The sequence below is a fragment of the Bradyrhizobium sp. HKCCYLS20291 genome (assembly GCF_051167715.1).
Lineage (GTDB): Bacteria > Pseudomonadota > Alphaproteobacteria > Rhizobiales > Xanthobacteraceae > Bradyrhizobium.
Window position 1 is genome coordinate 460,951 of the sequence record NZ_JBNPTO010000001.1, and the last position, 26,439, is coordinate 487,389.

Below are 26,439 nucleotides of genomic sequence, written 5' to 3' on the forward strand. Positions count from 1 at the left end.
ACACTGCATAAGCCGCTCCGCCGCGCGGCCGGATAGCCGGGTGCCTCGCCTGTCACCGATCCCTGGGCCAGAGCACCCGGTTATTTGCCGGCGCCTTCGTTGTCTATGCATGTGGCGGATGGTCGATGCCGAGGGCCGCGCATAGCGGCCCGAGATGCTTCTCATAACGCCGCCAGCTGCCGATCGAGCCGCGATACAGCGGCTGACGCACCTGCATCAGGCTCGCGGTTCGCACGGTGCGTTCGGTCTGATGGAAGTCGAGGCAGGCGTCCTCCCAGTTGAGCCCGCAATGGGCGAGCACGCGGCGAGAAACGCCTTCGAGATCGTCGACCAGATCCTCATATTGCACATCCATCAGGATGCCCGGCGGCAGGACCTTGTGCCAATGTTCCATGACGCCCTCGTAGCCCCTGTAATAGTGGCCGAGCTCGGTCAGGTCGTAGGCGAAGGGCTGGGCTCCCGTGAACAGCAGCGAGTAACAGGATACGCAATTGTCGAGCGGGTCGCGTCGTGTGTTGATGATGCGCGCACGCGGGAAGGCGGCGTGGATCATTCCGACAAACAGGAAGTTGAGCGGCATCTTGTCGACGATGCGCTCGGCCTCGGGCGCCAGCGCGCGAACGCGTGCCGTGTACTCCTGTCCGAGATTCGTCATCTCCTCGGGCGGCAGCAGGGTCACCAGGTCCGGGTAGTTCGGAACGACCTTCTGCCGGCTGGCGCATTCGCCGACCAGGTCCTTGAAGGTCTCGAGCTCGCCTGCGCCGAATACCTTGGAATGGCTCGCCAGCACCTGCTCCATCAGGGTTGTTCCGGAGCGCGGCATGCCGACGATGAAGATGGGAGCCCAGGAGTCGTCGCCATGCCCCGCGACCGAACGGAAGAACTCGGGCGTGAAGCGGGCGGCGACGTTCTCCATCATGGCGAGCCGCTGCCCGGAGTCGTAGTCGAAGGTCCGGCGCTTGAGCGTGTTGGCCGTTTGCAGATGCGAAAAAGCGGCGTCGTAGTCCTTCAGATCTGACAGCGCTTTGCCAAACGCGAAATGGGCCGCGATCTGCTTCTCCTGGTCGAGCTGATCGGCGCGCTCGATCAGCTTCCGCAACGGGGGCAAGCGGCTGTCGTCCGGCTTGAACTTCGACATGTTCGCCAGATTGAGGTGAATCGGCGCGTCGTCAGGTGCGAGCTCCAGGGCCTTCTGGAACGCGGCGGTCGCCTCCTCGAAGCGGCCGAGCGCCTGGTAGGCGACGCCGAGATTGTTGTAGGAGCCGAACCGCTCGGGCTTGATCTTGATGGCCAGGAGATTCTGTTCGATCGATTCCTCGAGCCGGTTGAGCTCCAGGAACGCATTGCCGAGATTGCCGTAGGCGTCGGCATAATCGGGCCGGCCGGCCAGCGCGCGCTTGTAGTGCTCGATGGCGCGCTCGCGATGGCCCTGGCGCAGCAGCACGTTGGCAATGTTGTTGTGGGTCTCGGCGTGCTCCGGGCTGAAGTCGAGGACCTTGAGGTAGTGTCTCGCCGCCTCGATGTCCTTTCCTGCCGAGTACAGCAGGTTGCCGAGCGCGAAATGCGCATCGAGGTGCTGCGGCTTGTTGTCGATCGCCCTGAGCAGCAGCGCGATCGCCTCGTCGATCAGTCCCTGGCTCTGCCGGACCATCGCAAAGCCGTAGAGAATGCCGGGATGGCTCGGCGACAACGACAGTGCAGTCTCGTAGTGTTTCACCGCAGCGTCGTAGTTGCCCGCGGAGCCTTCGACGGCGCCGATGCTGCCATGGACTTCGGCGGACTTGTCGTTCACCGCGGCTGCGCGCTGGAAATAATCCTTGGCCTCGTCGAGCCGGTTGAAGGTGGTCGAGATCATGCCGAGGCCGACGAGAGCATCGAAATTCGTCGGCTGGCCAGCCAGGATCAGCTTGAAGATCTGCTCGGCATCACCGGTCTCGCCGCGGCTCTGCAGTTTCTTGGCGACGGCGACGACCCCGTCGGCCAGCGTCTGCAGCGACGCCAGCCGCGTCGCGTCGAACGGGTGCGACTCCGTCGTCGGCGTGACCACGGGCGGAGCGACGTTCGTGGGCTGTGGCTGCGCCACGCCCGCGACCGCCTCGGCGATCGTCGGACGCACCGCCTGGCTGCCGAGAGCATCGAGCAGCGGCCTGAGCCGGTCGCCATACATGCGCCAGCGGCCGACGGATCCGGAGAACAGCGGCTTGCGGACCTGGACCAGGCTGGCCGTGTTCACCGGGCGGTCATTGTCGTGGAACGACAGGCAGGCATCGTCCCATGCCAGTCCGCAATGCGCGACGATCTTGCGCGCATGCGCCTCGAAGTCGCGCACCATGTCCTCATAGGTCACTTCCAGCAGCACGCCCTCCGGCAGCACCGTCCGCCAATGACTCATCAGCGCGTCATAGGCGCGGTAATAGCGGCCGAGTTCGGCGAGGTCGTAGGCGAAGGGCTGCGGCTCTGCGAACAGCTGGGTATAGCAGGACAGGCAGGTGTCGATCGGATTGCGACGGACATGAATGATCCGCGCATTCGGCAGGGCCAGGTGGATCAGTCCGGCGAACAGGAAGTTCGACGGCATCTTGTCGACGACGCGACGCGTATCGGCCGGCAGGCTGCTGAACCGGTCGAGATAGCTGCGGGCCAAGGTCATGATGTCGGCATCGGACAACTTGGCGAGCATCTCCGGATAGTCGCCGCGGGCAGGATCCGTAAAGTTCGCCACCGCAGCTGCGAAGTAGTTGACCTCGCCGGCGCCATGCACGGCAGGATGGCTGGCCAGCGTCTGTTCGACCAGGCTGGTGCCGGACCGCGGCATGCCGATCACGAACACCGGCGCCTCGGATGGATCGCCGTGGCCGGCGCGCGCCTGCAGCAGGTCCTTGGAGAAGACGGCGCGAATGCGCTCGATCTGGCGCAGCGTCTGGTTCTCGTCGTAGTTGATGCGGCGGCGCTCGAGGCCGTTGCCGGCGTTGAGGTGCAGCAACGACCGTTCGCCGTCCTTGATGTCGGCAAACGCGCGGCCGAGCGTGAAGTGCAGGGCGATGCGCGCGTCCTCGGTGAGCGTCTCGGAGTTCGCTGCCAGCTCCTGCAGCGGCGCCCAGCGCGGGTCGTCGATCACGAATGGCTTGACCACGCTGTAGTTGAGATGAGTGCCGATGCTGCGCGGGTTGACCGCCAATGCAGATTCATACGCCCGCGCGGCTTCGTCGAGCCGGCCGACGATCGTCAGGACTCCCGCAAGATGGTTCATCGTCGTCGTGTCGCGCGGATCGTGCGCAAGAGCGGCCTGATATCCGGCGATGGCCTCGTCGTATCGCTGCGCGTTGCGCAGCGAGTCGGCGCGATTGCGGTGGGCCATGGCGTAGTCCGGCCGCAACCGCAGCGCCTCGTCATAATGCGACAGCGCCTTCTCGCGCCGGCCCAACGACTCCAGCGCATTGGCGAAGTTGTTGTGGGCTTCGGGGAAATCCGGCCGCTGAGTGACGGCGCGCTCGAAATGGAAAATCGCTCCAGGCCAGCTCTTCATGTCGAGGTGGATATTGCCGAGATTGTAGTGCGCCTCGGCGAGATGAGGGTTCAGCGCGAGCGCCTGCTGAAAAGCACGAATAGCCCCATCCAGCTCCCCCATCGCCTGATGACAGCCGCCGAGATTGAGCAGAACCATCGGCATCTTGGGTTCGATGCCGAGCGCGCGGGTATAGTGGCCGATCGCTTCGGAATGGCGGCCGAGCTGCCGGCTGGCATCACCGAGGCTACCGGCTGCCGCTGCGAATTGTGGCCTCGCCACAAGCGCAGCCTCATGGTGCGACAACGCTCGCTCGAACTGGCCGAGCCGCTGCAGGGCGAGTCCGAGTGCCTGGTGGAGGTCCGGGTTCTTGCCATCGATCGCAAGCGCCAATTCGAGGTGCTGCACGGCGGCGGCGGGATCGCCCAGGCCGTACAGCGCGCCGCCGAGCAGCAGGCGAGGCTCGACGGAGGATTCGTCGAGCGCAGCAGCGCGCGCGAAATGGGATGTCGCCTTGGCAAGGTCGCCCAATCCCGCAAACGCCTTTCCCACCGTCAAGTGCAGGTCTGCCGAGTCGCCTGTCGCGTCCGCGGCCCTGTCCAGCAGGGTTCGCGCCTCCTGCGCGTCGCCGAGTTGCAGGCGTACGGTCGCGAGGCTGCACAGGGTCCGGAAATGTCCGGGCTGGAGGGCAAGCACTTTCCGATAGGCGTCCTCGGCAACCTTCAGAGCGCGGCTGTCGATCGGGGACGGGATTGTCGCGCTGGAGCTGGTTGCTGCGGACACGAGTCGGGGACGGAAGGCGAGTGCTGGCTCGTTCATGATCACAACTGGCTGATTGTTCGACGGAAGGAGTTGTCGTGGCGGAATGAAGCGAAACGGAGGCTTGGTGTGCGCCGATACCGGTCGATCGTTTGGAAACGTTCCAGCCGGCTGCGGTGGGGAGCGCAACCCGATCTGGGCTGCGGGTCGATGCAGCCGGTGAATGCCAGTGTCTTCCACGAGATCGCTGGCGCGTTCTGGACGCAACGAAACCGGCGCAGACCGAGGGGTCTGCGCCGGCTTTTGTCGGTCGTCTTGCGGAGGCGTCAGGCCCACATGTGATGCATCGCGTGGTGATGCGACATGTCGGGAGCCGCGGTCGCTGCCGCCGCCGTGCCAGCCGCCGCAGCTGCTGCCGTGTGGTGGCTGTTGTGGCAGTGGTGGTGATGCATGTTGTTGGTGTTGCCAGTGGTCGGTGCCGGGGTCGTCGGAGCGGGTGTCGTCGGAGCCGGCGTCGTCGGAGCGGGAGTGGTCGGCGCCGGTGTCGTCGGTGCCGGCGTGGTTGGAGCGGCGGCCGCTCCGCCGGTGCCGTTGGCGATGTTCGGGTTGGCGCCCGCCGGCATGCCCGTGCCCTGGGCAATGCCATTGACTGCAGTCGCCGTCACGAAGCTCGTCGCCGACGTCACGTAGGCCGACCCGCCGATTGCGATGTTGTTGCCTGCGATGTCGCCGGCATTGCCGATGTAGTTCGCGGCCGCAGCCTTCAGCATCGCCTGATCGGTTGCCAGGGCCGCCCCCGTGTCACCGTTCATGATGCCCATGAGGGCCTTCGTGGCCATGATGGTGTCGGACTGCAGAGCACCGGCGGCGAGCTCGTCGTCGAACCGACCCTTGAACACCGCGCCCTGCGCCATATCGAACGCGGCGCCGAAGTTCTGGTAATTCGTGATCTGGTCGATCAGGGCCTGTGACGCCGTTCCCGTTCCGTTGGCGACTGCAACCAGCTTCGCGCCGAGCGTATTGCCTTCGGCCAGGAAGTTCGCCCAGAAATTGGTCTGCGCCTGGTTGTCCTGGAACTTCGTGACGGTTCCGGTAAGCCCGCCCGGATCCTCCGCGAAGCCGCCGCCATGTCCAGGCATGCCGGTGCCGCCCGCCGCCTTGTTGAGCGTCGCATCATTCTGAAACACGTCGATCATGTCGACGATGTTGTCGGCCGAGCCGCGCAGCGCCGTCGGACTGGCCATCGTCTCGGCGACATCATAGTTGTTGAGCTGAAGGTTTGCTTGGCTCAGCAGCGTCATCAGATGCAGTGTCGTCGTTTGCGCATCGACGGCGGTCTGGCCGGCTTCGAGGGCGGCGAGCTTCGCCGGGTCATTCAGGATCGCCTGAAGGCCCTGCGTCACGGCTGTGAAATCAGCCTGGACCTGGTTGATGTTGTTGGCGCTCATACCGCCCATCGACAGGGTCGCGACGGCGTTGAACACCGTTCCGATGGCCGTCAGATCGCCTGCCGCTGCAGCTGCAAGATTGGTGGCGCTGTCGTTGCCGACAGTCAGGGGCTGGAACCCGATGTCCATGGCGCCCGTATTGGCCAGGAAGGGAACGCCGTTGAGAGCGGCCGAAAGATGCGCATCCCCGTGGATCTGCCCCAGGATCTGCATCTGCACGTTGTGGAGGGTCTGGTCGGCCTCGGCGAGCGTCGCCGGATTGGCTGTGTTGGGTGCCGCGTTGATCAGCGTGGTGATCTCGTTCGACACCTGAGTGAGCACCGCTGTATCGGTGGCGTTCAGCGTGAACGCCTGGCCGCCCACGGTGACCTGGCCGGGATTGGCCAGCATCGCGTTGATGTCGTTCTGCACGGCATGCAGATCGGTGGTGTAGCTGCCGAGGAACGGATTGGAGTTACCGCTGTTCTGCGGCGTCGAGAACAGTCCGGTCGAAATACGAACCGCGTCGTTGAACACGACGCCGGCCTGCACGAGGTCGGTCGACAGGTTGAGCGCGGAGGCGCGAACGAGCAGGTTGGACGTGCCATTCGCCAGCGCCGTCGGGTTGAAGGTATTGGCTGCCATTAGATCAATCTCCCCAAGTTTCAACCCGGCGTCTGCTGCTTGGCGTAGTGGCAGCACGCGGGCGTTGATCGGGCTACGACGTCTCGTTCACTCAGCGCGGAGCGGGCGATTTGTCGCAGCCTCGAAGCACCTGGGAATTATTTGCTCCAATGGGGCCAAAAGAAGCGCCGCGGAGTCCTCAAATATGATGTTGTTCGGGCATGCGCCCGGTGTCGCAGCGAGGTCACGGCGGCACGTAGAAGAGTTCTAACTCCTTGATTTCAGTCGTGGCATCCTTGCAACACCCCATCTGGGCGACGCTTCGGCGCACGGTCCAGACAAGAAGTTGCCCTTTTGTTGCGCCGCGTTTCCCGGCCTTCATTAGAAACGTTCCATTGCTGAAGGTCGGAGCGAGGCGGAACGGGACGAGCATGAGTCTCGCATCCGAGGTCGATGTCCAAACTGGTTTCTCCTTCCTCCGTGGCTCTCGTGTCGGTCTGATTTTCGAGAGCGCCGGCTCGGGTGGATAGCTCGCGACAGCGTTCGTCGGTGCTGCGGTCGGCGGGCCCGGCCGATGGTCATCGGCCGGTCCGTCTCACGCCCACATGTGATGCATCGCCAGGTGGTGCGACATGTCGGGAGCGGGAGCCGCAGCCTGGTCCATATGTGAGCTGTGGCTGTGGTCGTCGTGGTGACAGTGACTGCTATGCGTGTGGTTGTTGCCGGCGGCGGCGCCACCCGCATTTGTCGTGCCGCCAGCTCCCGTACCGCCATTCCCGGCCGCTCCGCCCCCTGCCGCCGTACCGCCGGCCGCACCGGCTCCTCCAGCCGTTCCGCCACCCCCGGCGGTCGTCCCCGCGGTTGCGGTGCCGCCGGTGCCATTGGCGAGGTTCGGTGTTGCTGTGACGGGAATGGTGCCCTGCGCCGTGCCCTTGATTGAGGTCGCCGCCGAGACCGTTGTCGCGGTGCCGACATAGGTGCCGCCATTGACGGGGATGTTGTTGCCGGAGACGTCCATCGCATCGGCCGCGAAGCCCTGGCCTGCGGCGTTGATCATAGCCTTGTCGGCTGCGAGCGCGGCACCGGTGTCGCCGTTGAGGATGCCGTGCAGGCCCTTGACCGCTGCCGCGGTGTCGGCCTCCAGCGTGCCGCTGAGCAGCTCGTTGTCGAAGCGGCCCTGGAACACGGCGCCTTGTGCGGCATCGAAATTCGCACCGAACGCCTGGTAGTTCTGGATCTGCGTGATCAGCGCCGCGCTGGCCTGGGCTCCGCCGGTTGCGACCTTTTGCAAGGTTGCGTTGATGGTGTTGGCTTCAGCGAGGAACGCCGCCCAGAAGTTCGTCTGCGCCTGGTTGTCCTGGAACCTGGTGACGGTGCCTGTCAGTCCGCCCGGATCCTCGGCGAAGCCGCCGGCATGGCCGGCAGCGCCGTTGCCGCCCGCAGCCGTGTTGAGGTTGGCGTCGTTCTGCACGATATCGATGATGTCGAGCAGGTTGTCGGCGGTGCCGCGCAACGCCGCCTGATTTCCGGTGGTCGCGGCCTGGTCGTACTTGGTCAGCTGCAGGTTGATCTGGCCGAGCACCGTTTGCAGATGGACCGTGGTCAGCGCTGCTGCATTGGCAGTTTCGCCGGCTTCGATCTGCGCGAGCTGGGTCTGGTTGTTGAGGATTGCTGTCAATCCGTGCTGAACTGCGGTGAAGTCCGCGGTGACCTCAGCAAGATTGCCGGTGTTGATGCCGCCCGAAGCGACCTCGACGGCCTTGTTGAAGACGAGACCGACGTCCTTGAGATTGTTGCCCGCCGTAGCCGCAGCGAGGCTCGCCGGATCGTCCGCGCCGGCGGGTGAGGTCTGGAAGGCCACGTCCATGCCGCCGGTGTTGGCGAGGAAGGGGACGTTGTTCAGCGCATTGGCCAGATGCGCGTCGTTGTGGATCTCTCCGAGGATCTCCTGCTGCAGCGCATGGATCGTCTGGCTGGCTGCGGCGCTCGTCGATGCGTTTGCAAACTGGCCTGCGGCCTGCAGCAATGTGCCCAGTTGGCCCTCGACATTGGTGAGAACGGCCGTGTCGGTCGCGTTCAGTGCGAACATCTTGCCGCCGAGCGTGACCTGGCCGGGATTGGCCAGCATCGCCGCGATGTCGGTCTGCACCGCCGTGATGTCGGCCTGGTAGCTGGTGAGGAAGGCGGGTGAGTTGCCGCTGTTCGCGAGGCTGAAGAGGCCGAGCGAAGCGCGAACCGCGTCATTGAAGACGACGCCGGCCTGTACCAGGTCGGTCGAGTGCTGGATCGCGGTGGCACGCGTCAGCAGATTGGACGTGCCGTTGGCGAGCGCGGTCGGATTGAAGTTTACGGCAACTGGCGCCGGCGTGGTCGTGGATGACGTCGTGCCGCCGGTGCCATTGGCGATGTTCGGCGTGGCCGTGACCGGGATCGTGCCTTGGGCGAGGCCGTGCACCGACGTGGCGGTGGAGACCGTCGTCGCCGATCCGACGTAGGTCGCGCCGCCGATTGCGATGTTGTTGCCGGAGACGTCCATCGCGTCGGCCGCGAAGCCTTGTCCAGCAGCGTTGATCGCGGCCTTGTCGGCGGCGAGTGCTGCGCCGGTGTCGCCGTTGAGAATGCCCTGCAGGCCCTTCACCGCGGCTGCGGTGTCGGCCTCGAGCGTGCCGCTGAGCAGCTCGTTGTCGAAGCGGCCGCGGAAGACATTGCCCTGGGCGGCGTCGAAATTGGCACCGAACTGCTGGTAGTTCTGGATCTGCGTGACCAGCGCAGCGCTCGCCTGCGCGCCGCCGGTCGAGATCTTCTGCAGGGTGGCGTTGATGGTGTTGGCTTCGGCGAGGAAGGCGGCCCAGAAATTGGTCTGCGCCTGGTTGTCCTGGAACTTGGTGACCGTCCCGGTCAATCCGCCCGGATCCTCCGCGAAGCCGCCGGCATGGCCCGGCATGCCGTTGCCGCCGGCCGCCATGTTCAGATTGGCGTCGCCCTGGATGATGTCGATGCTGTCGAGCAGATTGTCGGCCGTGCCGCGCAACGCCGCCTGGTTGCCGGTCGTTTCCGCCTTGGCGTATTGATTGAGCTCGAGGTTGATCTGTCCGAGCACCGTCTGCAGGTGAATCGTCGTGAGCGCTGCAGCGTTCGCCGTCTCGCCGTTCTCGATCTGAGCGAGCTGGGTCTTGTTGTTCAGGATGTTGGTGAGGCCTTGCGAGATCGCGGTGAGGTCGGTCGTGACCTCCTGCAGATTTCCGGTGTGAATTCCGCCCGAGGCGAGATCGACGACCTTGTTGAACACAAGGCCGACGTCCTTGAGCGTGTTGCCCGCGGTTGCCGCGGCCAGCGTTGCCGCATCATCGGCGCCAGCGGGTGTATTCTGGAAGGCGACGTCCTGGCCGCCGGTGTTGGCCAGGAACGTCACTTTGTTCAAGGCGCCGGAGAGATGCGCGTCGCCGTTGATCTCCTGCAGGATCTCCTGCTGGACGGCGTGCAGCGTCTGATCGGCGGCGCTGATCATCGCAGCGTTGGTGGTCTGCTGTGCGGCGGTGATCAAGGTCGAGAGCTGCGCCTGCACATTGGTGAGAACCGCGGTGTCGGTTGCGTTCAATGTGAAGGTCTGGCCGCCGAGCGTCACCTGTCCCGGATTGGCGAGCATCGCGGCAATGTCATTCTGCACCGCGTGCATATCGGTGGTGTAGCTGCCGAGGAAGGGATTCGAGTTGCCGCTACCGGCCTGCGAGAACAGGCCGAGCGAGGCGCGGACTGCATCGTTGAACACCACGCCCGCCTGGACGAGGTCAGTCGACATGTTGAGCGCAGACGCGCGTACCAGCAGGTTCGACGTTCCATTGGCCAGGGCCGTCGGGTTGAAGGTGTTGTTCGCCATGGATCATCTCTCCCCAAGTTCATCCGACGCCCGGCAGGGCCCCGTATTGGAACTGGCCAGACGATGCGGATTGCATCGACCCTGCCGCCGCACGCGGCACGCATCCGAGCTGCGCTTCGCGTGTGTGCGATCTTCTGCCGCGCGATGATCTGTCGCGCGCTAGTTTGTCGCACTGTGCTATTTGGTCGCAGAAATCAGGCCAAAAGAAGCGTCGGGCTGCCCGCAATTATGTTGATGTTCGGGCATCGCGGAGCTGTGACCGGGAGGCCTCGAGCGGCCAGCAAGTGGTTGAAATCCGGTGGCAAGCCCAATTGCGGGCTGCGTCAATCTGACGCGAACTGCATCATCTCGTCAAGATGCTGCCCGCTTCTCGCCAGCGCAGCAGAGCGTCAAGGCAATTTGGGCGCGCGCCGCAGGGCGCGGCGGACATGCACTGTTTTCGTGAGAGTCGCAGATGTTTCGGGCGACGACCGTGAGGATCCGAAGAGATGCGAGGCAAGCGCCAATGGCGCGCTCCGCGACTCAGGACGGCGGCGCGGCCTGACGTTGGATTTGCAGCGCGGTCCTGATTCTCTGCAGCAGCGTGGTGTAGAGCTGGTTCCACGCTGCATCCTGAGCGTTGACGCTCAGCGCCCGTTGAATCAGGCCCAGGCTCACGCGGTAGGCCGCGAGTGCGCCATCGTAATTGCCGAGAGCAACGAGGGCATCGGCAAGGTTCTGATAGGATGTGACGAGAGCCCGTTGCAGCGTGGGGTCGGTCGGAGCGAGAGCGGCCATCTGCGTCGTCAGCGCAGCGTTCGCGCGGCGGTGGTCGAACGCTTCCTGGTGCCGGTCCTGAGCCGCCAGCACGTCCGCCAGCAGCGCGTGGCACCAGACCAGATCCTGCTTGAACGCTGAATTGTTGGGCTGGGCGGCGTGGAGCCGCTGGGTGACGGCAAGGCTTGCGGCATACGCCGCCTGGGCGCGCTCCAGGTCGCGCTGCACGAACAGAATGGCGCCAATGCGGTTCAACGTGACCGAGAATTTGCGTTGGAAGCCCACGTGGTCGGGATCGGCTTCGGTCAAGGTCCGAACCATGGCCGCACTCTGCTTGTAGTATTCGAGCGCGGTGGCCACGTCGCCGCTGGTCGCAGCGCGGTCGCCTGCTGCGATTTGCGCTGCGGCCTGATCCAGCATACTGCCGGCGCCGACCGTGAGCCCAACAGCCAGACCGCCGTGGTGAACGTCGCCGCAGTCGCCTGCGAGCAGCGTGCTGATTGCGAGCGGTTCGTCACCCGAGCGCATGCGTGGTGGATGTGTCCCAAGCAAGCGGTCTGGCTTGGCGTCGCCTGGAGGTCGTTCGCGCGCATCGTCCTCAGTCGAGGGGCGTGCTTGCGCATCGGACGGCTGGCCGCCTCTCAAGCCGGGAATGCGCAGCAACGTTGCCACGACATGCTCGGGGGTGATGAGGCGGGTGCATTCGAATTGGCGCGGCGTGCCCTTCAGCCGCGGACACCACAGGAAATCCTTGTGGTCGAAGCGATGGCTGCGGTCGTTCCAGCAGCCGTTGCAGGCGTGATAGTTGATGACGCGATAGGGCGTCGTGAACTCGTTGACGGGGTGGGAGAAGCCGCTGATCAGCACGACCGGGATTCCGGCGGCCCATGCCAGCCACGACAGACCGCTGGAAAGCCCGACGAACAGCGCAGCATGTCGAAGCCATCGGGCGCGCTCCAGCAGGGGCCGATCGCCGGTCTGATCCTCGGCGCCGGCGGGGATCTGCGTTCGATACGATCCGTAAGCGCGGACGGGGTGCTGGTCGATGCAGATCACCCGATAGCCGCGTGCCCTCAGGAAGGCCACGGTGCGATCCCAACCCTCGGGATTGTTCCAATGCTTGCACTGCGTGGTCGCCTGGACGGAGATGCACACATATGGTTCGGCGATCGGACGGCTGTCGTCGGCGACCGCAAGCCGCGGCGGCTGCTCGGCCGGATCGACGCCGAGAACATAGGCGGCGTGCCGATGCAGTCCGACCTGGCGGAAATCGCAGGGCTGATAAACGAGCTCCGCATCGTCGAAGAACAGGGCCACGGAGTAGGTCGCATAAAACCGCTCCGCCTGCACCGCCTCGTGAGTCACGAACGTGATGTCCGGATAGGCGCCTTGAAACAGCGGGATGAGCGTCTCGCCCATGGCGCAAGTCAGCCGGCATCCGTGCCGATCCTTGAACTTCACGGCGTAGCTGATCCAGCCGATGATGTCGCCGATCGTTCCGACGGGAAATTGAATCAGGACGTCGCGTTCGCTCGCATCGTAGTCGTGACACAGCAGACGCTCGTCCTGCGACCAGACCTCGAGCCTGAACGGGACGAAGTATCGCTTGCTGCTGTTGACGTGTCCGGCGCGAAGGTCGACGTCGAACAGGACGTTCCCGGTCTCGCGATCGCTCATCCGGACGCGCCAGGCCCGTCCGTTGTCCGGCAGCATGACGCGACAGCCGTCATTGAAGTCGAAGCGAAGCCCGTATGGACCATCCTGGGTCGGCACGGCCGCCGGAGGCGGCAGGCGCGGCTTGCCCGCGCGATCAGACGCGCCGGTCTCGGCGCCCTGTTGGGCGCTCTCGGCTGTCGGCACCATCGTCTGGTGCGAGGTGCGGGGAATATGTGCGACGTTCATGCTAGGGTGCTGATGCGGTCTGCGACGGGCATCGCAGACCGCGGTTCGTCAGGCCCAAATCACTCCACGAAGGCGCGGCGCCACTGATCGAGAACCGGCTTCATCAGATAGCTGAGCATCGTGCGGCTGCCGGTCTGGACATAGACTTCGGCCTGCATGCCCGGCTTCAGATTGACGTCGCCGAGCCGCTTGCGCTCCTCGTCGGGCAGCGTGATCCTGACCGTGTAGAAGGTGGACCCGGTCCGCTGGTCGTTGGTGATGTCGGGCGACACGAACGAGACCTGGCCGCTCAACTTCGGCGTCGTGTGCGAGTTGAAGGCGTTGAAGTGCACCATCGCGTCCTGTCCGGTGTGGACGTGATCGATGTCCTTCGGCTGCACGTGCCCTTCGACCTGCAGCTCGTCCGATTCGGGCACCAGCTCCATGATGGTTTCGCCGGGCTTGATGACGCCGCCGATGGTGTGGACCGCAAGCTGGTGGATGGTGCCGGAGTTCGGTGCGCGCATCTCGATGCGGTCGAGCTGATCGCGTGCGGCCACGCTCTTTTCAACCAGGTCACCTTCCTTGGCCTGCGACTCGCTGAGATCTTTCACCACCTCGCTGCGGAAATCCTGATCGACCTTTACAGTCTGCAACTCGGCCTCGCTGATCTTCGACCGTGTTTCCGCGACGCTCGACACCAGCTGTCCGCGTTCGCCGTCGATTCGCGCGGCTTCCCGCTGCAGCGTCGTCAGCCGCGTCAGCGGCACAAGCCGCTTGTCGTAGAGGTCCTGCACGCCCGCCAGTTCGCCCTTGATCAGGTCGATCTGCTTGTTTTTCGAGTCGAGCTGGGACTCCATGCCGCCGATCTCGTTGTTGAGCTGCACGATTCGTCCCTGCAGCAATTCCTTCTGACTCTTGCGCGTGACGGCACGCGCCTTGAACAACGCGTTTTCCGAGGCGATGACGGCACGAACGTTCGGATCGTCGGCGCGTGAGGTCAGCGTCGACGGATACTCCGGCTGCTCCAGACCATCGCGCTCGGCGGACAGGCGAGCGATCCTGGCGCGCTGCTCGTTCAACTGCTTGGTGATCGATTGCAGCTGGGCCTGACTCTGCGTCGCATCGAGCCGGACGAGCAGGTCGCCAGCGGCGACGCGCTTGCCGTTGTCGACCTTGATCTCGGCGATGATGCCGCCGGTCGGATGCTGAATGGCCTTCACGTTGGATTGCACGACAAGATTGCCGGGCACGACGACCGCGCCGGCCAGCGGCACCAGCGTCAGCCAGCCGCCGCCGAGAACTCCCGCGATGAGCAGGACACGCAGGCCGAGACGCAACTCGTTCTCGAACATGCGGCCGACGCGCGGCACGAGCGATTCGTCCGAGTCGTCGTCGAGATCGGCGGCCGTACCCTGTGCGGCGATGAAGGTCATGCCGGTGGTCAATGCCGTGCCGGCGGTGCCGACCAGGCGACGGACTCCGGTTTGCGGAACGGCAGGCACGTGCTCGAAGCGGGCGGGGAGATTCTGTTGTCCCATCGAACGCGGAGCGCCGCCGTTGAAGCCGCCGTCGCGGCGCGCATCCCTCACATCGACGAGGGCGTTGCCATTGTTGCCCGGCGTGCGCGCGGGGACATTGCGCTGGGGTTGGCCGAACTCCGGCTCATAGGTCCGCATCGGCGCAGGCTGTTGCCAGTCCATCTCGCGGATGCCTTCACCCCGGCGCGGCTTCGGCGCCTGTGCGCCCAGACCGAACAGCGACAGCGCGCGGCCCATCGTGCTGCCCTTCTTGGAGCGCGGCTTGGGCCTGGCTTGCGACGGCGGCGGACGCCGGCGCTTCTTGCCGCCGTCGCGTGAGCCGCGTCGGTCCCTTGGGTCTTCATCCGAACCGTCGTCGAACGCCCCCTGCAGGCGCTGCAGCTCGAGAATCAGCGCATCGCCCTGCGGACCGACCGCTCGGGTCTTCGGTCGCACATATTCATCATCGTCGAACGGCCTGAAGTCGTTGATGTGTTTCATTGATCAAGCGCTTTCTGCTGGGGCGGCGCGACGAAGCAATCGGGCATTCGGATTGGGCGCCGCTGCGGGAGCGGCAACCCGCGGTGCTGCGGGGGCATGCGTGACGGCAGGACCGGCGGCTTTGTTGCCGCCGGCAACGCGGGCGAAGATCTCTTGGCAGGGGCCGAATGCGATGGCTTTGCCTTCGTAGAGGACCAGCGCCATGTTGAGCGCATTCAGCGCGCTCGGACGATGCGAGATGACGATGACGATGCTCTGATTCTGCTGCCGCATGATCTGAATGGCGCGGCTCAGCGCGTTCTCGCCGTCGGTGTCCAGGTTCGCATTCGGCTCGTCGAGCACGATGAGGAACGGATCGCCGTACACTGCGCGCGCAAGGCCGACGCGCTGGCGCTGACCGGCCGACAGCGACATGCCGCCCTGGCCGATTCGTGTGGAATAGCCCTCGGGCAGACGCAGGATGATGTCGTGGACGCCGGCGATCTGCGCCGCCTTCAGAATCGCGTCCGAGCTCGCGTTCTCGTCAAAGCGGCAGATGTTGTCGGCGATGCTGCCGTCGAACAGCGCGACGTCCTGCGGCAGATAGCCGATGTGGCGGCCGAGATCCTCGTTGCTCCATTGGTCGAGCGCAGCTCCGTCGAGACGAACGGAGCCGTGCTGCGCGGGCCAGATGCCGACCAGCGCCTTCGACAGCGAGGTCTTGCCGGAGGCGCTCGCGCCGAGCAGCGCCAGACCGGTGCCGGCCTGAATCGAGAACGACACGTTTTGCACGATCGTGCGATCGGTGCCCGGGGCGGTGACTGTCAGTTCCTGGACGCTCAGCTCGCGGAAGGGACGCGGCAGCGCCACCGGCGGCGCTTCCGGCTTGGCGGTCGCCTTGCAGATCTCGCGCAGGCGCATGATGCCCTGGCGTGCGGCCACCAGCTGCTTCCAGCTGCCGAGCGCGATCTCGATCGGCGCAAGCGCGCGCCCCATCAGGATCGACGACGCCATCATCACACCGCCGGAAGCCTGCTCCGAGACGACGAGCGCCGCGCCGATTCCGAGCATCCCCGATTGCAGAATATAGCGCAGCACTTTCGCGGCGGCGCCGAGATTGGCGTAGACGTCGCTCGCGCGAATGTTGTCCTTCAGGTAGCGCTCGTTGACCGCGTTCCAGCGCGCCGAAAAGCGATCCGCCATTCCGAGCGCGCGAATCACCTCGGCATTGCGCTGGGTCGCATCGGCGAGCACCTGCCGGGCGGCGCTGGTGTCGCTGGCGGACTTGCTCGCCTGACGCGATAGCCTGTCGGTCACGAGCGTCATCGAGATGATGCCGACCGTGCCGATGATCGCGGTGATCCCGATCAGCGGGTGGAACAGGAACATGCCGATCAGGAAAATCGGAATCCAGGGCATGTCGAGGAACGCCGTCGGTCCCATGCTCGACATGAACGCGCGGAGCTGGTCGAGATCGCGCAGCGGCTGCTGCATCAGCATCGGCTTGGTGCCGCGCAGGGGCAGGGTGGCCAGGGCGTGATGGATCGCGTCCTGCAAGCTGGCGTCGAACACGGTGGCCACCCGGCACAACATGCGGGTGCGTAGCGCGTCGAAATAGCCCTGGATGAGATAGACGACCAGGATCATGACGGACAGGCCGATGAGCGTCGCGATGTTCTTGCTGGGAACAACGCGGTCATTGACCTGCATCATGTAGACCGAGCCGGAGAGCATCAGGATGTTGATGACGCCGCTGAACACGCCGATGCCGGCCATCCGCTTGACGGCCTGCCGCAATCCGCGCGTCACCGGATCGTCGCTTCCCGAGAGAAGGTCGGTAATGGCAGCCGCGGCTTTTGTTCTCGGGCGGTCTTGAGCCAGACTCATCCAGACGCGTCTCCCAAACGACAACACTTCAGCAATCGCTTCTGCCAGTCGATGCTGACGATTTTCCGGCAACAATGAGACACATGGGCAAATCTGTCGCAGTGGGCGACGATCAGAGCCGCGAACGGATTGGAGGGGCCTGGCCGGCCGCAAAACGGCATTGAGCTGGCAAAGCCTCGCCACGGAAGAAGATTTCAACCGCCAGCCTGGACCATTGTTTTACAGATCGTCACGATCGATGGGCGCCCACGTCACACATTCGTCTGTCTATCACCTTGCTTCTGCACTCATTGGTCGCGGTCCGGGCCGAATGACGCCACGAAGCCGAATAAATCTTCCTGCGGTGCAACGGACTCGCTTTGTCATCTCGATCATGCGGCGTCCGACGGCAGTGTGGGGAACGATAGTGATAGCGGCGGCGACACATCAACACCATCAACACACGGATTCTTCTATCATCGATCGCCTGGCGACCGATTGGAGCGGCTCAGGCCATCCGCGGGACGTTCTTTCAGCGAACGGTCCGCCGGCCTGCGCCGGGCATCCCGTCTAACGACGACAAAACAAAGCAGGGAGGAACAACGCAGGCCAGTGGACTAGCGGTCCGAGCAACACGTCACCGGCTCCGGCTGCTGCAACTGGTCCATTCAGGGTGTGATCTCCAGGGTCACGCCGAGCGTAGAGGGCAACGATCGAACGAGAAGGCGACGCCGGTCGCGTCGATGTCAGACAGAGAGTTGCCGATGAGCGTATCTTGGGGGACGAAATTTGCTGAACTACATCACCACTAGAGCGCGTGATGCGGAAGTGGATTCGGGGCGAAGGCTGATGGTTGGCGCTGCGCGTTCGGCAGGCCAGCAGGTCGCGGTCGGCCCGTGGAATATGAAATTGGTCGCAGGATCGGCTGCGTATCGTGCCGGTTGCGTGCGCGCAGGTCGGGAGGCGCACGTATGAAGATTCGCAAAACCGACTACGGAACGATCTTTCTGCACTGGACGCTGGTTGGGGCCACCGTGATCGCCTTCCTGACCGGACTGCGCATGGCAACCGAAGCGCCCAATCATGCCTGGATCGCGAACAATCTGGACTGGCTGCTGCCCCGGCATCGGACCTGGACGTGGCACATGCCGGCAGGCGTCGTGCTGGCAAGCGTCGCCGTCGCCTACATGATCTACATCGCGAAGTCGGGGCTTGGCCGGCGCGTCGCCATCGACAGGATGCGTTTCAAGGGCCTGTTCGGTCGCCGGCCGGCACGGCTGGGCTCGATCAGCGTCATGCTTCACTGGGTGCTGTTCATCGCAATGGCGACGCTGATCGTCACCGGGGGCATGCTGTTTTTCGGCGTCGCGTCCGGTTACGTCACCATGATGATTCATTGGTATGCGACGTGGGTCATTCCAGCCTTCCTGGTGCTGCACGTGCTGGTTCACTTCAGCATCGGTGGAAAGATGCAGCTCTATCGCGTGTTTCGTCCGGCACCCTTGCCGCCGCCGCCGCCGAAGCTCGATCCGGTGGAGCTGCTGACGATGCTGGTCGAACAGTCCGAGAAGCTCGAAGAGGCCGAAGCGCCGCCGAAGCCCGCCGCTCCGGCTCGGCCCAAGGCGCCCCCGTTGCGGGAGCCGATCCCCGCCGCGCGGCGCATGGAGGAACCGATGCGTAGTCGGCCCGAGCAGCGGATGCCGTCGGGCAGAATGCGTCCGCCGCCGGCAAAGGGCAATTCGCGCCGTCGCAATCCGAGCTTTCAGGCCAACCCCTTCATGGTCGCGACAGCGGCAGCGATCGTGATCGGCTCGGCGATGTTCGCCGCCGACTACTACGCCGAGGACACCGTCACGGTGTACCGGATTGCCTCGTCCGACGCGCCGACGCTCGACGGCGATTCGTCGGATCGCGTCTGGCGCAACATCCAGCCGCACATGGTCACGACCAACCAGGGCGACAATTTCGACGGTACGGGCGAATCGCGCGTCTGGATCAAGGCGGCGCATGACGGGACGTGGGTCTATTTTCTCGTCACCTGGGATGATCCGACGCGTTCGCTGAAGCAGCTGCCGCTGATCAAGAAGGCCGACGGGTGGCATCTGCTGCACAACGGCTTCGAAAAGGGCGACGAGAACGACTTCAACGAGGACAAGTTTTCGCTGCTGTTCACGACGCTGCCGATCACTCTGGCCGCCGACCGAACGTTTCACATGAGCGCGCAGCCGATGCCGGACAAGCCGGCAACTCTGTCGGGGCGCGGCATCCATTATACGCCGGCGCCGAACCTCTATGCCGATGCTTGGCTCTGGAAGGCGACGAGCGGCGGTCCGACGGGGTGGATGGACGACAGCCATTTTGGTCCGCCGGCCGAGCCGACGCCTGACCAGGTCAAGGGGCTCGCGCCCTACAAAGGCGGCTTTGCGCCGGACCCGGGGACGGCGAACTATTCGGACAATTTCGTGATCGACAGGGAGGCCGCCAGGCTTGGAAACCGCGGCGTCAGGCCGAAACGCCTGCCCAAGGACATCGCGGCGATGACCGCGGCGATGGGCGATATCTCGCTCGACCCGAACATCGGCGAGAGCGAAGGCGCGCGCTGGTTCATGACGGAGGCGGAATCGGTGCCGTATTCGGCCGAAGCCGACGCGCAGACGCCGATCGGGACGGTCGTGCCCGGCGTGATCGTCAACGGCGAGTTCACGGGCGACCGCGCCGACATCAGATGCGCCGCACGTTGGGCGGCGGGCTATTGGACGCTCGAAATTGCCCGCAAATTGGACACGAAAAGCAAGTACGACGTCCCGATCAAGAATGGCGTCTTCATGCGAGTCGCGGCTTTTGATCATACCCAGATCAGACACACGAGGCAGATCCGGCCTATGCGACTTGAGGTGCAGTGATGGGGAAGATTTGCAAGATCCAGTACAACAAGGAAACGTTCTACGCGAACGTAGGCGACATCCTGCTCGACGGCGCCATCAACAGTGGTGTGGATCTGCCTCATGACTGCCGCAGCGGAATCTGCGGATCCTGTAAAGTCACCGTCGTCGACGGCAAGCTGTTCGGCGGCATGGAAGGCGACATGGCGCATGCCTGCCAGGCGCGCGTGGTGTCCGACCTGAAGATCATCACCGAACCCGTTCCTGAAACGGTGACGATGAACTGCGAGGTCGGCGATCTCGTGCGCCTTGCGCCGGATGTCGTCGGCGTCACCATCGAGATGCCGAAGCCGCTGCGCTTCTTCCCAGGACAATATGCCAAGGTGCAGTACCGCGGATTTCCGACACGGTGCTACAGCCCGACCTACCCGATGGTCGGAGCGCCCGACAGCCACCTGCTGTATCTGCACATCCGCATTCTGAAGGACGGTCTGGTGTCGTCGGCGCTCGGTCGCGACATCCAGGTCGGCCATCGCGTCAAGCTGACCGCGCCGCTCGGCACCGCGTTCTTCCGGCAGAAGCATCGCGGGCGCATCATTCTGGTCGCCAGCGGCACCGGGTTCGCGCCGATGTGGGCGATCGCCGTCGCCGCGATTACAGAGAATCCCAAGCGAGAGATCATCTTCATCGTCGTCTCGCGCACGCTGCAGTCGTTCTACATGCACCAGGCTTTGTGCCGGCTCGCGCGCTTCCCCAACGTCAAGATCGTCCCGATCGTGTCGGAGCCGCAGAACGTCTCACCGGCGATTCGCAGCGGCCGCCCGACCGAGCACATGCCCGAAATCAGGCCGACCGACGTCGTCTACACCTGCGGCGCGCCTGCCATGACCGAAGCCGTGGCGAAGATGGCGCGCGCCGGCGGCGCAAAGTGCCATTGCGATCCGTTCGTCTCGTCGGCGCAGCCGTCGGAGTCGAGCGGCGGACTGATGGATCGCCTCGTCGGCTGGCTCGACAGCCAGCGCGGCCGCCCGGCCATGTTCCAGCCGGCGGAATGAGGGCGCAGCGGCCGCGCCAGGCGGCCGCCCACACGCCGCCGTTCTAGCCAGCCACGAACGCGAGCAGCGTGCCAGTTGCGGAGGCCGGCGGCACGACCACACTCGCGCCGCTGCGGACAGCTGACGCGCCCAGCGCCTTTGCCGTGACACTCAGATCATGCGAGGCCAGCACCAGGCCGGCGCCGCCGCGCTCGGGCAGACCAGCGAGTGAAACACCGGGATAGCGCCCGGCCAGCTGATCCCGGGTCAGGAACACGAAATCCGCACGGTCGCCGCCCGAGGCGACCGTCACGGCTCCATCGGTTTCGCTGCGCCCGTCACGATCGATCAGCCGCGACAGATGGGCCGCATCCTTGGCGGGATCGGGCGTGACGATCAGGGCCTGCTTGAGCTGCTTGGCGCCGTTGGCGTGTGTCATCAATTCCGGAATCCACACCGTCTCGCGGGTCTTGTGCTGGCAGGCGAAGATGCGCAGGCCGCCGGGCGCCTCCGCCACCGGCCATTGAAAGACGCGGAATTTTGCTGCCGAGATCGTGCCGTCGGGCAGGGGCACCGGACGCTCGAAGTCGATTGGCCCGATCGGCTCGAAGCCTTTGGCGCGAATCTCCTCCGCGCCCGCAGCCGAGTCGATCGCGGTGAAGGCGATGCGCTCGATGCCCTCGCCGCGTTGCGCCAGGAAATTGCGGGTCGGAACATTGTGGTCGGTCTCGGCGAGGATGCCGAGCAGCTCGATGTAATCCGGATCGAGCATGATGGTGTAATTGCCCGACCCCATCTTGGCGCTGTGGGTGCCGCGCGGCGACAGCGTGAAGCCGAGCTGCTTCCAGATCTCGGCCGCCGCGTCGAGATCCTTCACCACGACGACCGCGTGATCGATACCGATGACATTCTTGAGGGCCACGCGTTTGTCTCCTTGCAGCGAAGTTGGCATATTGCGGCCGAACTATGCCCAATCGACCCATGCGCCGCAACCGGCGCGGCCGGGCACCGGGCGCAAGGCAAGATCGATCTCCGGCAGGTCGATCGACCAGCAAGGATGAGCTGTCCACGATGAGCACGACCACCAATTCCGTTCAATGGCCGCCATCCCTTTGGGCGGCGCATGCCCCGCCGGGGCCTGATCTGCCCGAGCTTCAGGGCAGCGCGCAGGCCGATGTCGTCATCATCGGCGGCGGGTTCACCGGGCTGTCGACCGCTTTGCATCTGCGCGAGGCCGGGACCGATGTCGCCATCGTGGAGGCGATGGAGCCGGGCTGGGGCGCGTCGGGCCGGAACAACGGCCAGGTGATCCCGACGCTGTCGCGTCCTGATCCCGAGGATCTGATCGCGCGCCACGGTGCGGCCGGCGAGCGCTTCGTCGCGATGTTGCGCGATAGCGCGTCGAACCTGTTCGACACGGTGAGACGCTACAACATCGACGCCGAGCACGAGCAGGCCGGCTGGGTGCAGCCGGTGCACTCGCCCGGCCGGATCAAGATCGCCGAGCGCCGGTTCAAGCAGTGGTCGAAGTTCGGCGCTCCTGTCGAACTGCTGTCGCGCGAGCAGGCGCGCGACATGCTCGGCTCCGAAGCATGGCACGGCGGCTTCTGGAACAGGACCGGCGGCCACATCAATCCGCTGGCGCTGGCGCGCGGGTTGGCGCGGACGGTGCTGAGCCTGGGCGGCCGCATCTATGCGCGCTCCCCGGTAATCGATTTCGCGCGGCGCGGCGATCGCTGGGTGGTTCGAACCGCACGAGGGGAACTGTCGGCACGGGCGCTGGTGCTGGCGAGCAATGCCTATACCGGCGAGTTCTCGAGGGCGCTCGCGCCAGACATCGCGCATGAGGTGATGCCGGTGCTGTCCTGGCAGATGGCCACACAGCCGCTGTCGGACAATGTGCGCAAGACCATCATCCCGGCGCGCCAGGCGATGTCCGATACCCATGGCGAGCTCTATTTCGCCCGCTACGACGCGCGCCATCGCCTGGTGACGGGCGGCGCCATCATCGGTCCGGGCAACAAGGCGGAGCGGCTGAAGGCGCGCGTTGCCGAGCGCCTGCAGCGGCTGTGGCCGCAGATCGGCGAGGTCAAGTTCGACTACGTCTGGAACGGCTATGTCGGCATGACCACGGACTACATGCCGCGCATTCACCGCCTCGGCCCGGATGCCTATGGCTGGACCGGTTGCAACGGTCGTGCCGTCGCGCTCACCATTCCGCTCGGCGCCGAATTGGCCAAGGCGGTTCGCGGCACGCCGGCCAACGAGCTGGCGCTGCCATTCACCGAGCCCGTCACCATTCCCGCGCATGGGCTGCTGCGGCCGTTCGCGCCGCTGAAGCTGCTGTTGTACCGTTATCGCGACGCGCGAGAGATCGCTTAGAGCGAGCCGTGCGTGGTCCGGGCGAAGTCGCCGCCCGGGATGGCCTCGAGCAAGGCCTGCGTGTACGGATGCTGCGGACTGCCGAACACGTCGTGTGTGAGGCCGTGCTCGACCACGAGGCCGTCCTTCATCACGGCGACGAGATCGCAGATCTGCGCCGCGACGCGCAGATCATGCGTGATGAAGATGATCGACAGGCCGAGCCGCTCGCGCAAATCGGTAAGCAGCCGCAAGACCTGGGCCTGTACGGAAACGTCGAGTGCCGACACCGGCTCGTCAGCAACCAGGACAGCCGGCTTCAGCGCCAGCGCGCGCGCAAGCCCGATGCGCTGGCGCTGGCCGCCGGAGAATTCGTGCGGAAAACGATCGGCGGCAATGGGATCGAGACCCACCAGCTGGAACAGCTCGCGGGCTTCACTGAGCGCCTGGTCACGCGGCGTGCCATGCACGATCGGCCCCTGCGCCACGAGTTCGATCGCCTTGTGGCGCGGGTTCAGCGAGGCAAACGGATCCTGGAACACCATCTGCATCTGCTGCGTGCGCTGCCGGATCTCGCCGCGCGACAGCCGGGCCCAATCATGACCGTCGAGCAGGATCGATCCGGCATCGGGATCGATCAGGCGGATGATGCAGCGGGCGAGGGTGGATTTGCCGGAGCCGGACTCGCCGACGATGCCGAGCGTCGCGCCCTTCGGCAGCGTCAGCGTGACATCTTTGACGGCGTGCGTGACGCGCTCGCCGCGGCCGAGAAAGCCGCCGGTCCGATAGGTCTTGGCCACGCCCGAGATGGCGAGGATGGTGTCATTCGACAGAGCGCGCGGCGGTGGCGCCGTAACCGGCGGCACCGCGGCCATCAGCTGTTGCGTATAGGCGTGTTGCGGATGGCGTAGCACGTCGCTCGCGGCACCTTGCTCGACGACGACGCCGTGCTGCATGACGACCACACGGTCGGCGATCTCGGCGACGACGCCGAAATCGTGGGTGATGAACAGCACCGCCGTCTTGCGGCGCTGCTGCAGTTCGCGGATCAGCTTGAGGATCTGGGCCTGCGTCGTCACGTCGAGCGCCGTGGTCGGCTCATCGGCGATCAGGAGCTTCGGATCGAGCGCCAAGGCCATCGCGATCATCGCGCGCTGCCGCTGGCCGCCGGACAGCTCGTGCGGGTAGGCTTTCGCCGCACGCGGCGGATCGGGGATGTTGACGTCAGACAACAGCGACAGCACGCGGGTCTTGATCTCGGCCTTGGAAAGATCGGTGTGGATCTCCAAAACCTCGCCGATCTGGTCGCCGATCGTGCGCAACGGATTGAGCGCCGTCATCGGCTCCTGGAACACCATGGCGATGTCGGCGCCGCGGATGCTGCGCATCTCGGCGGCCGGGGCCGTGCAGAGATCGCGTCCCGCGAACAGGATCTGGCCGCCATCGGTGCTGACGCCTTCCGGCAGCAGCCGCATGATGGCATTGGCCATCATCGACTTGCCCGAGCCGGACTCGCCGACGATGCAGACGATCTCGTTCTCGGCGATCGAAAGCGACACTTCGGAAATGGCATGCGTGCGGTCGGCGCCGCGCGGCAGGCGGACGCTGAGACGGTCGACCGCGAGGATGGGTCCTGTCGAACTCATCGCTGCTTCAGCCGTGGGTTCAGCGCATCATTGAGGCCCTGGCCGACCAGGGATACTGCGAGCACGGTGATCAGGATGGCGACCCCAGGGATCGCCGAGACGTACCACTGCACGCGCAGCACGTCGCGACCGAGACCGATCAGGTTGCCCCAGGAGGCCACGTTGGCATCGGACAGACGCAGGAAGGCAAGCGCACTCTCCAGCAGGATCGCAACCGCCATGACCACGCCGGCGTAGACGATCACCGGCGGCAGCGCGTTCGGCAGGATCTCGCGCACGATCAGCTGCATGTCACGCATGCCGAGCGTCCGGCCGGCCTGGACGAATTCGCGGTTGCGCAGCGAGAGAAACTCGGCCCGTGTCAGCCGCGCCGGCGCAGGCCATGAGACGATCCCCACCGCGATCGTGACCGTCGTCAAGGTCGAGCCGAACACGGCCACCAGCACCAGCAGCAGGACGAAGTTCGGCAGGGTCTGGAACGCCTCCGTGATCCGCATCAGGATGTTGTCGATCCATCCGCCGTAGTAGCCGGCCACGGCTCCGACGAGCACGCCGATGGCCACCGCGATCAGCGTGGCGACACCGCCGATCAGGAGCGAGATCCGCGCGCCGTGAAAGATCTGGGCGGCAATGTCGCGGCCGGAATTGTCGGTGCCGAGCAGGAAGCGCGGATTGGCGAACGGCCAGACCAGCGGACGTCCGGCGAGCGCCAGCGGGTCGCGCGGATAGAGATAGCCGGCGCTTGCGGCCATGCCGATGACGATCAGCAGCAGGATCAGACCCAGCACCGCCGGCGGGCTGCGAAAGTAGCGTTTCACGGCATCCATGCTCTAGCTCTCCGCGCTGATGCGCGGATCGAGCCGCGCGTAGAGCAGGTCGGTGATGAAGTTGACGAGGATCACCAGCAGGGCGGAGACGAAGACGATGCCGAGCAGGGTGTTGAGATCGCGCTGGACGACGGACTCATAGGCGAGCCGGCCGAGGCCCGGCAGCGAGAACACGGTCTCGACGACGACGGAGCCGCCGAGCATCGTCCCGGCCTGCAGCCCGATGAGCGTCACCATCGGCAGCAGCGCGTTGCGCAGCACGTGGCGGGTGATGATCCTGGTTTCGTCCAGGCCCTTGGCGCGCGCCGTGCGCACGAAGTCGAGATTGAGGACCTCCAGCATCGACGCCCGCATGATGCGCAGATAGATCGCCAGGAAGATCAATCCGAGCGTTAACGACGGCAGGATCAGATGGCGCGCGATGTCGAGTATGCGCCAGATACCGGTACTGACTGCGCCGATGTCCTCGAAGCCGCCGGCCGGTAGCCATTGCAGATAGATCGAGAACACCACGATGGCCATCAGGCCGAACCAGAACGAGGGCGTCGCGTAGAAGATCAGTCCGACGGTCGAGATCAGCGTATCCGGCCAGCGGTTGACGCCGCGCGCCGCGATGACGCCGAGGACGAGCCCGAAGAAGAAGGCAAACGACAGCGCCGAGATCATCAGCAGCAGGGTGGGCGGCAGCCGCTCCAGGATCACGGCCGCGACGGGCTTGCCGTAGATCGCGGAGAACCCGAGATCGAGCCGCACCAGCCGCCACAGGTAGTTGACGAGCTGCATCGGCACGGAGACGTCCAGCCCGTAGAACCGGCGCAGCTCGCGCGCAGTCGCGGCGTCGCCACCGCCCATCTGCGCCATCATCGCGTCGACCGTGTCGCCGGGCGCGAGCTGCAGCAGCAGGAAGACGCCGATCAAGATCAGGAACAGGGTCGGGACCGAGGCGGCGAGCCGCCGCCCCGCAAGGCTCAAGATGCGCATCGCCTCATCCTGA

The 26,439-nt window shown here is 65.2% G+C and carries 14 protein-coding genes; 3 read left to right on the top strand and 11 right to left on the bottom strand.

The annotated features are described in order from the left end of the window. Positions 1-103: 103 nt before the first annotated feature. From ACQR07_RS02205 to ACQR07_RS02235, 7 genes are all read right to left on the bottom strand, one after another. Positions 104-4,324 carry a sulfotransferase gene (locus ACQR07_RS02205; RefSeq protein WP_434900727.1) on the bottom strand — a complete coding sequence of 1,407 codons (4,221 nt, stop codon included), beginning with the start codon at positions 4,322-4,324 and terminating at the stop codon, positions 104-106. A 266-nt stretch (positions 4,325-4,590) separates the two neighbouring features. After that, positions 4,591-6,336, bottom strand: coding sequence for a hypothetical protein (locus ACQR07_RS02210; protein WP_434900728.1), 1,746 nt, complete (start codon positions 6,334-6,336; stop codon positions 4,591-4,593). Positions 6,337-6,559: 223 nt separating this feature from the next. After that, the gene (locus tag ACQR07_RS02215; RefSeq protein WP_434900729.1) at positions 6,560-6,748 is read right to left on the bottom strand and encodes a hypothetical protein; all 189 of its coding nucleotides are present in this window, start codon (positions 6,746-6,748) and stop codon (positions 6,560-6,562) included. Positions 6,749-6,910: 162 nt separating this feature from the next. After that, the gene (locus ACQR07_RS02220; protein ID WP_434900730.1) at positions 6,911-10,192 is read right to left on the bottom strand and encodes a beta strand repeat-containing protein; all 3,282 of its coding nucleotides are present in this window, start codon (positions 10,190-10,192) and stop codon (positions 6,911-6,913) included. Positions 10,193-10,714: 522 nt separating this feature from the next. Continuing rightward, positions 10,715-12,850, bottom strand: a complete 2,136-nt coding sequence (locus tag ACQR07_RS02225; RefSeq protein ID WP_434900731.1) for an autotransporter strand-loop-strand O-heptosyltransferase — start codon at positions 12,848-12,850, stop codon at positions 10,715-10,717. Between the two features lie 59 nt (positions 12,851-12,909). Then, the gene (locus tag ACQR07_RS02230; RefSeq protein ID WP_434900732.1) at positions 12,910-14,850 is read right to left on the bottom strand and encodes an HlyD family type I secretion periplasmic adaptor subunit; all 1,941 of its coding nucleotides are present in this window, start codon (positions 14,848-14,850) and stop codon (positions 12,910-12,912) included. A 3-nt stretch (positions 14,851-14,853) separates the two neighbouring features. Further along, positions 14,854-16,638, bottom strand: coding sequence for a type I secretion system permease/ATPase (locus tag ACQR07_RS02235; protein ID WP_434900733.1), 1,785 nt, complete (start codon positions 16,636-16,638; stop codon positions 14,854-14,856). Between the two features lie 1,028 nt (positions 16,639-17,666). On the opposite strand from ACQR07_RS02235, the gene ACQR07_RS02240 reads away from it, so the two are divergent. Next, complete coding sequence (locus ACQR07_RS02240) at positions 17,667-19,598, top strand: ethylbenzene dehydrogenase-related protein (RefSeq protein ID WP_434900734.1); 1,932 nt, start codon at positions 17,667-17,669, stop codon at positions 19,596-19,598. Continuing rightward, positions 19,598-20,632: a 2Fe-2S iron-sulfur cluster-binding protein gene (locus ACQR07_RS02245; RefSeq protein WP_434867150.1), complete on the top strand. Its 1,035-nt coding sequence runs from the start codon at positions 19,598-19,600 to the stop codon at positions 20,630-20,632. Before ACQR07_RS02240 ends, ACQR07_RS02245 begins: the two co-directional genes overlap by 1 nt. 43 nt (positions 20,633-20,675) lie before the next feature. Here ACQR07_RS02245 and ACQR07_RS02250 read toward each other — a convergent pair whose 3' ends face one another. Beyond that, on the bottom strand, positions 20,676-21,533 hold the full coding sequence (locus tag ACQR07_RS02250; protein WP_434900735.1) for a VOC family protein: 858 nt from the start codon (positions 21,531-21,533) through the stop codon (positions 20,676-20,678). 149 nt (positions 21,534-21,682) lie between these two features. Here ACQR07_RS02250 and ACQR07_RS02255 point away from each other — a divergent pair, with 149 nt between their 5' ends. After that, a complete protein-coding gene (locus ACQR07_RS02255) occupies positions 21,683-22,993 on the top strand; it encodes an NAD(P)/FAD-dependent oxidoreductase (RefSeq protein ID WP_434900736.1) in 1,311 nt (436 codons plus the stop codon). On the opposite strand, the gene ACQR07_RS02260 is transcribed toward ACQR07_RS02255, so the two are convergent. From ACQR07_RS02260 to ACQR07_RS02270, 3 genes are read right to left on the bottom strand one after another with little or no spacing between them, the layout of a single operon-like run. After that, positions 22,990-24,618, bottom strand: coding sequence for an ABC transporter ATP-binding protein (locus ACQR07_RS02260; RefSeq protein WP_434900737.1), 1,629 nt, complete (start codon positions 24,616-24,618; stop codon positions 22,990-22,992). The genes ACQR07_RS02255 and ACQR07_RS02260 overlap by 4 nt on opposite strands. Next, positions 24,615-25,445 carry an ABC transporter permease gene (locus tag ACQR07_RS02265; protein ID WP_434900738.1) on the bottom strand — a complete coding sequence of 277 codons (831 nt, stop codon included), beginning with the start codon at positions 25,443-25,445 and terminating at the stop codon, positions 24,615-24,617. The genes ACQR07_RS02260 and ACQR07_RS02265 overlap by 4 nt, the downstream gene beginning before the upstream one ends. A gap of 3 nt (positions 25,446-25,448) precedes the next feature. Continuing rightward, positions 25,449-26,426 (bottom strand): ABC transporter permease, encoded by a 978-nt coding sequence (locus ACQR07_RS02270; protein ID WP_434900739.1) that lies wholly within the window; start codon positions 26,424-26,426, stop codon positions 25,449-25,451. Positions 26,427-26,439 lie beyond the last annotated feature (13 nt).

Bases quoted from the DNA above. Each gene is read 5' to 3' on its own strand.
- ACQR07_RS02245 (WP_434867150.1), top strand. From the start codon at position 19,598: ATGGGGAAGATTTGCAAGATCCAGTACAACAAGGAAACGTTCTACGCG.
- ACQR07_RS02270 (WP_434900739.1), bottom strand. From the start codon at position 26,426: ATGCGCATCTTGAGCCTTGCGGGGCGGCGGCTCGCCGCCTCGGTCCCG.
- ACQR07_RS02225 (WP_434900731.1), bottom strand. From the start codon at position 12,850: ATGAACGTCGCACATATTCCCCGCACCTCGCACCAGACGATGGTGCCG.
- ACQR07_RS02210 (WP_434900728.1), bottom strand. From the start codon at position 6,336: ATGGCAGCCAATACCTTCAACCCGACGGCGCTGGCGAATGGCACGTCC.
- ACQR07_RS02215 (WP_434900729.1), bottom strand. From the start codon at position 6,748: ATGCTCGTCCCGTTCCGCCTCGCTCCGACCTTCAGCAATGGAACGTTT.
- ACQR07_RS02260 (WP_434900737.1), bottom strand. From the start codon at position 24,618: ATGAGTTCGACAGGACCCATCCTCGCGGTCGACCGTCTCAGCGTCCGC.
- ACQR07_RS02255 (WP_434900736.1), top strand. From the start codon at position 21,683: ATGAGCACGACCACCAATTCCGTTCAATGGCCGCCATCCCTTTGGGCG.
- ACQR07_RS02265 (WP_434900738.1), bottom strand. From the start codon at position 25,445: ATGGATGCCGTGAAACGCTACTTTCGCAGCCCGCCGGCGGTGCTGGGT.
- ACQR07_RS02220 (WP_434900730.1), bottom strand. From the start codon at position 10,192: ATGGCGAACAACACCTTCAACCCGACGGCCCTGGCCAATGGAACGTCG.
- ACQR07_RS02240 (WP_434900734.1), top strand. From the start codon at position 17,667: ATGAAGATTCGCAAAACCGACTACGGAACGATCTTTCTGCACTGGACG.
- ACQR07_RS02230 (WP_434900732.1), bottom strand. From the start codon at position 14,850: ATGAAACACATCAACGACTTCAGGCCGTTCGACGATGATGAATATGTG.
- ACQR07_RS02205 (WP_434900727.1), bottom strand. From the start codon at position 4,324: ATGAACGAGCCAGCACTCGCCTTCCGTCCCCGACTCGTGTCCGCAGCA.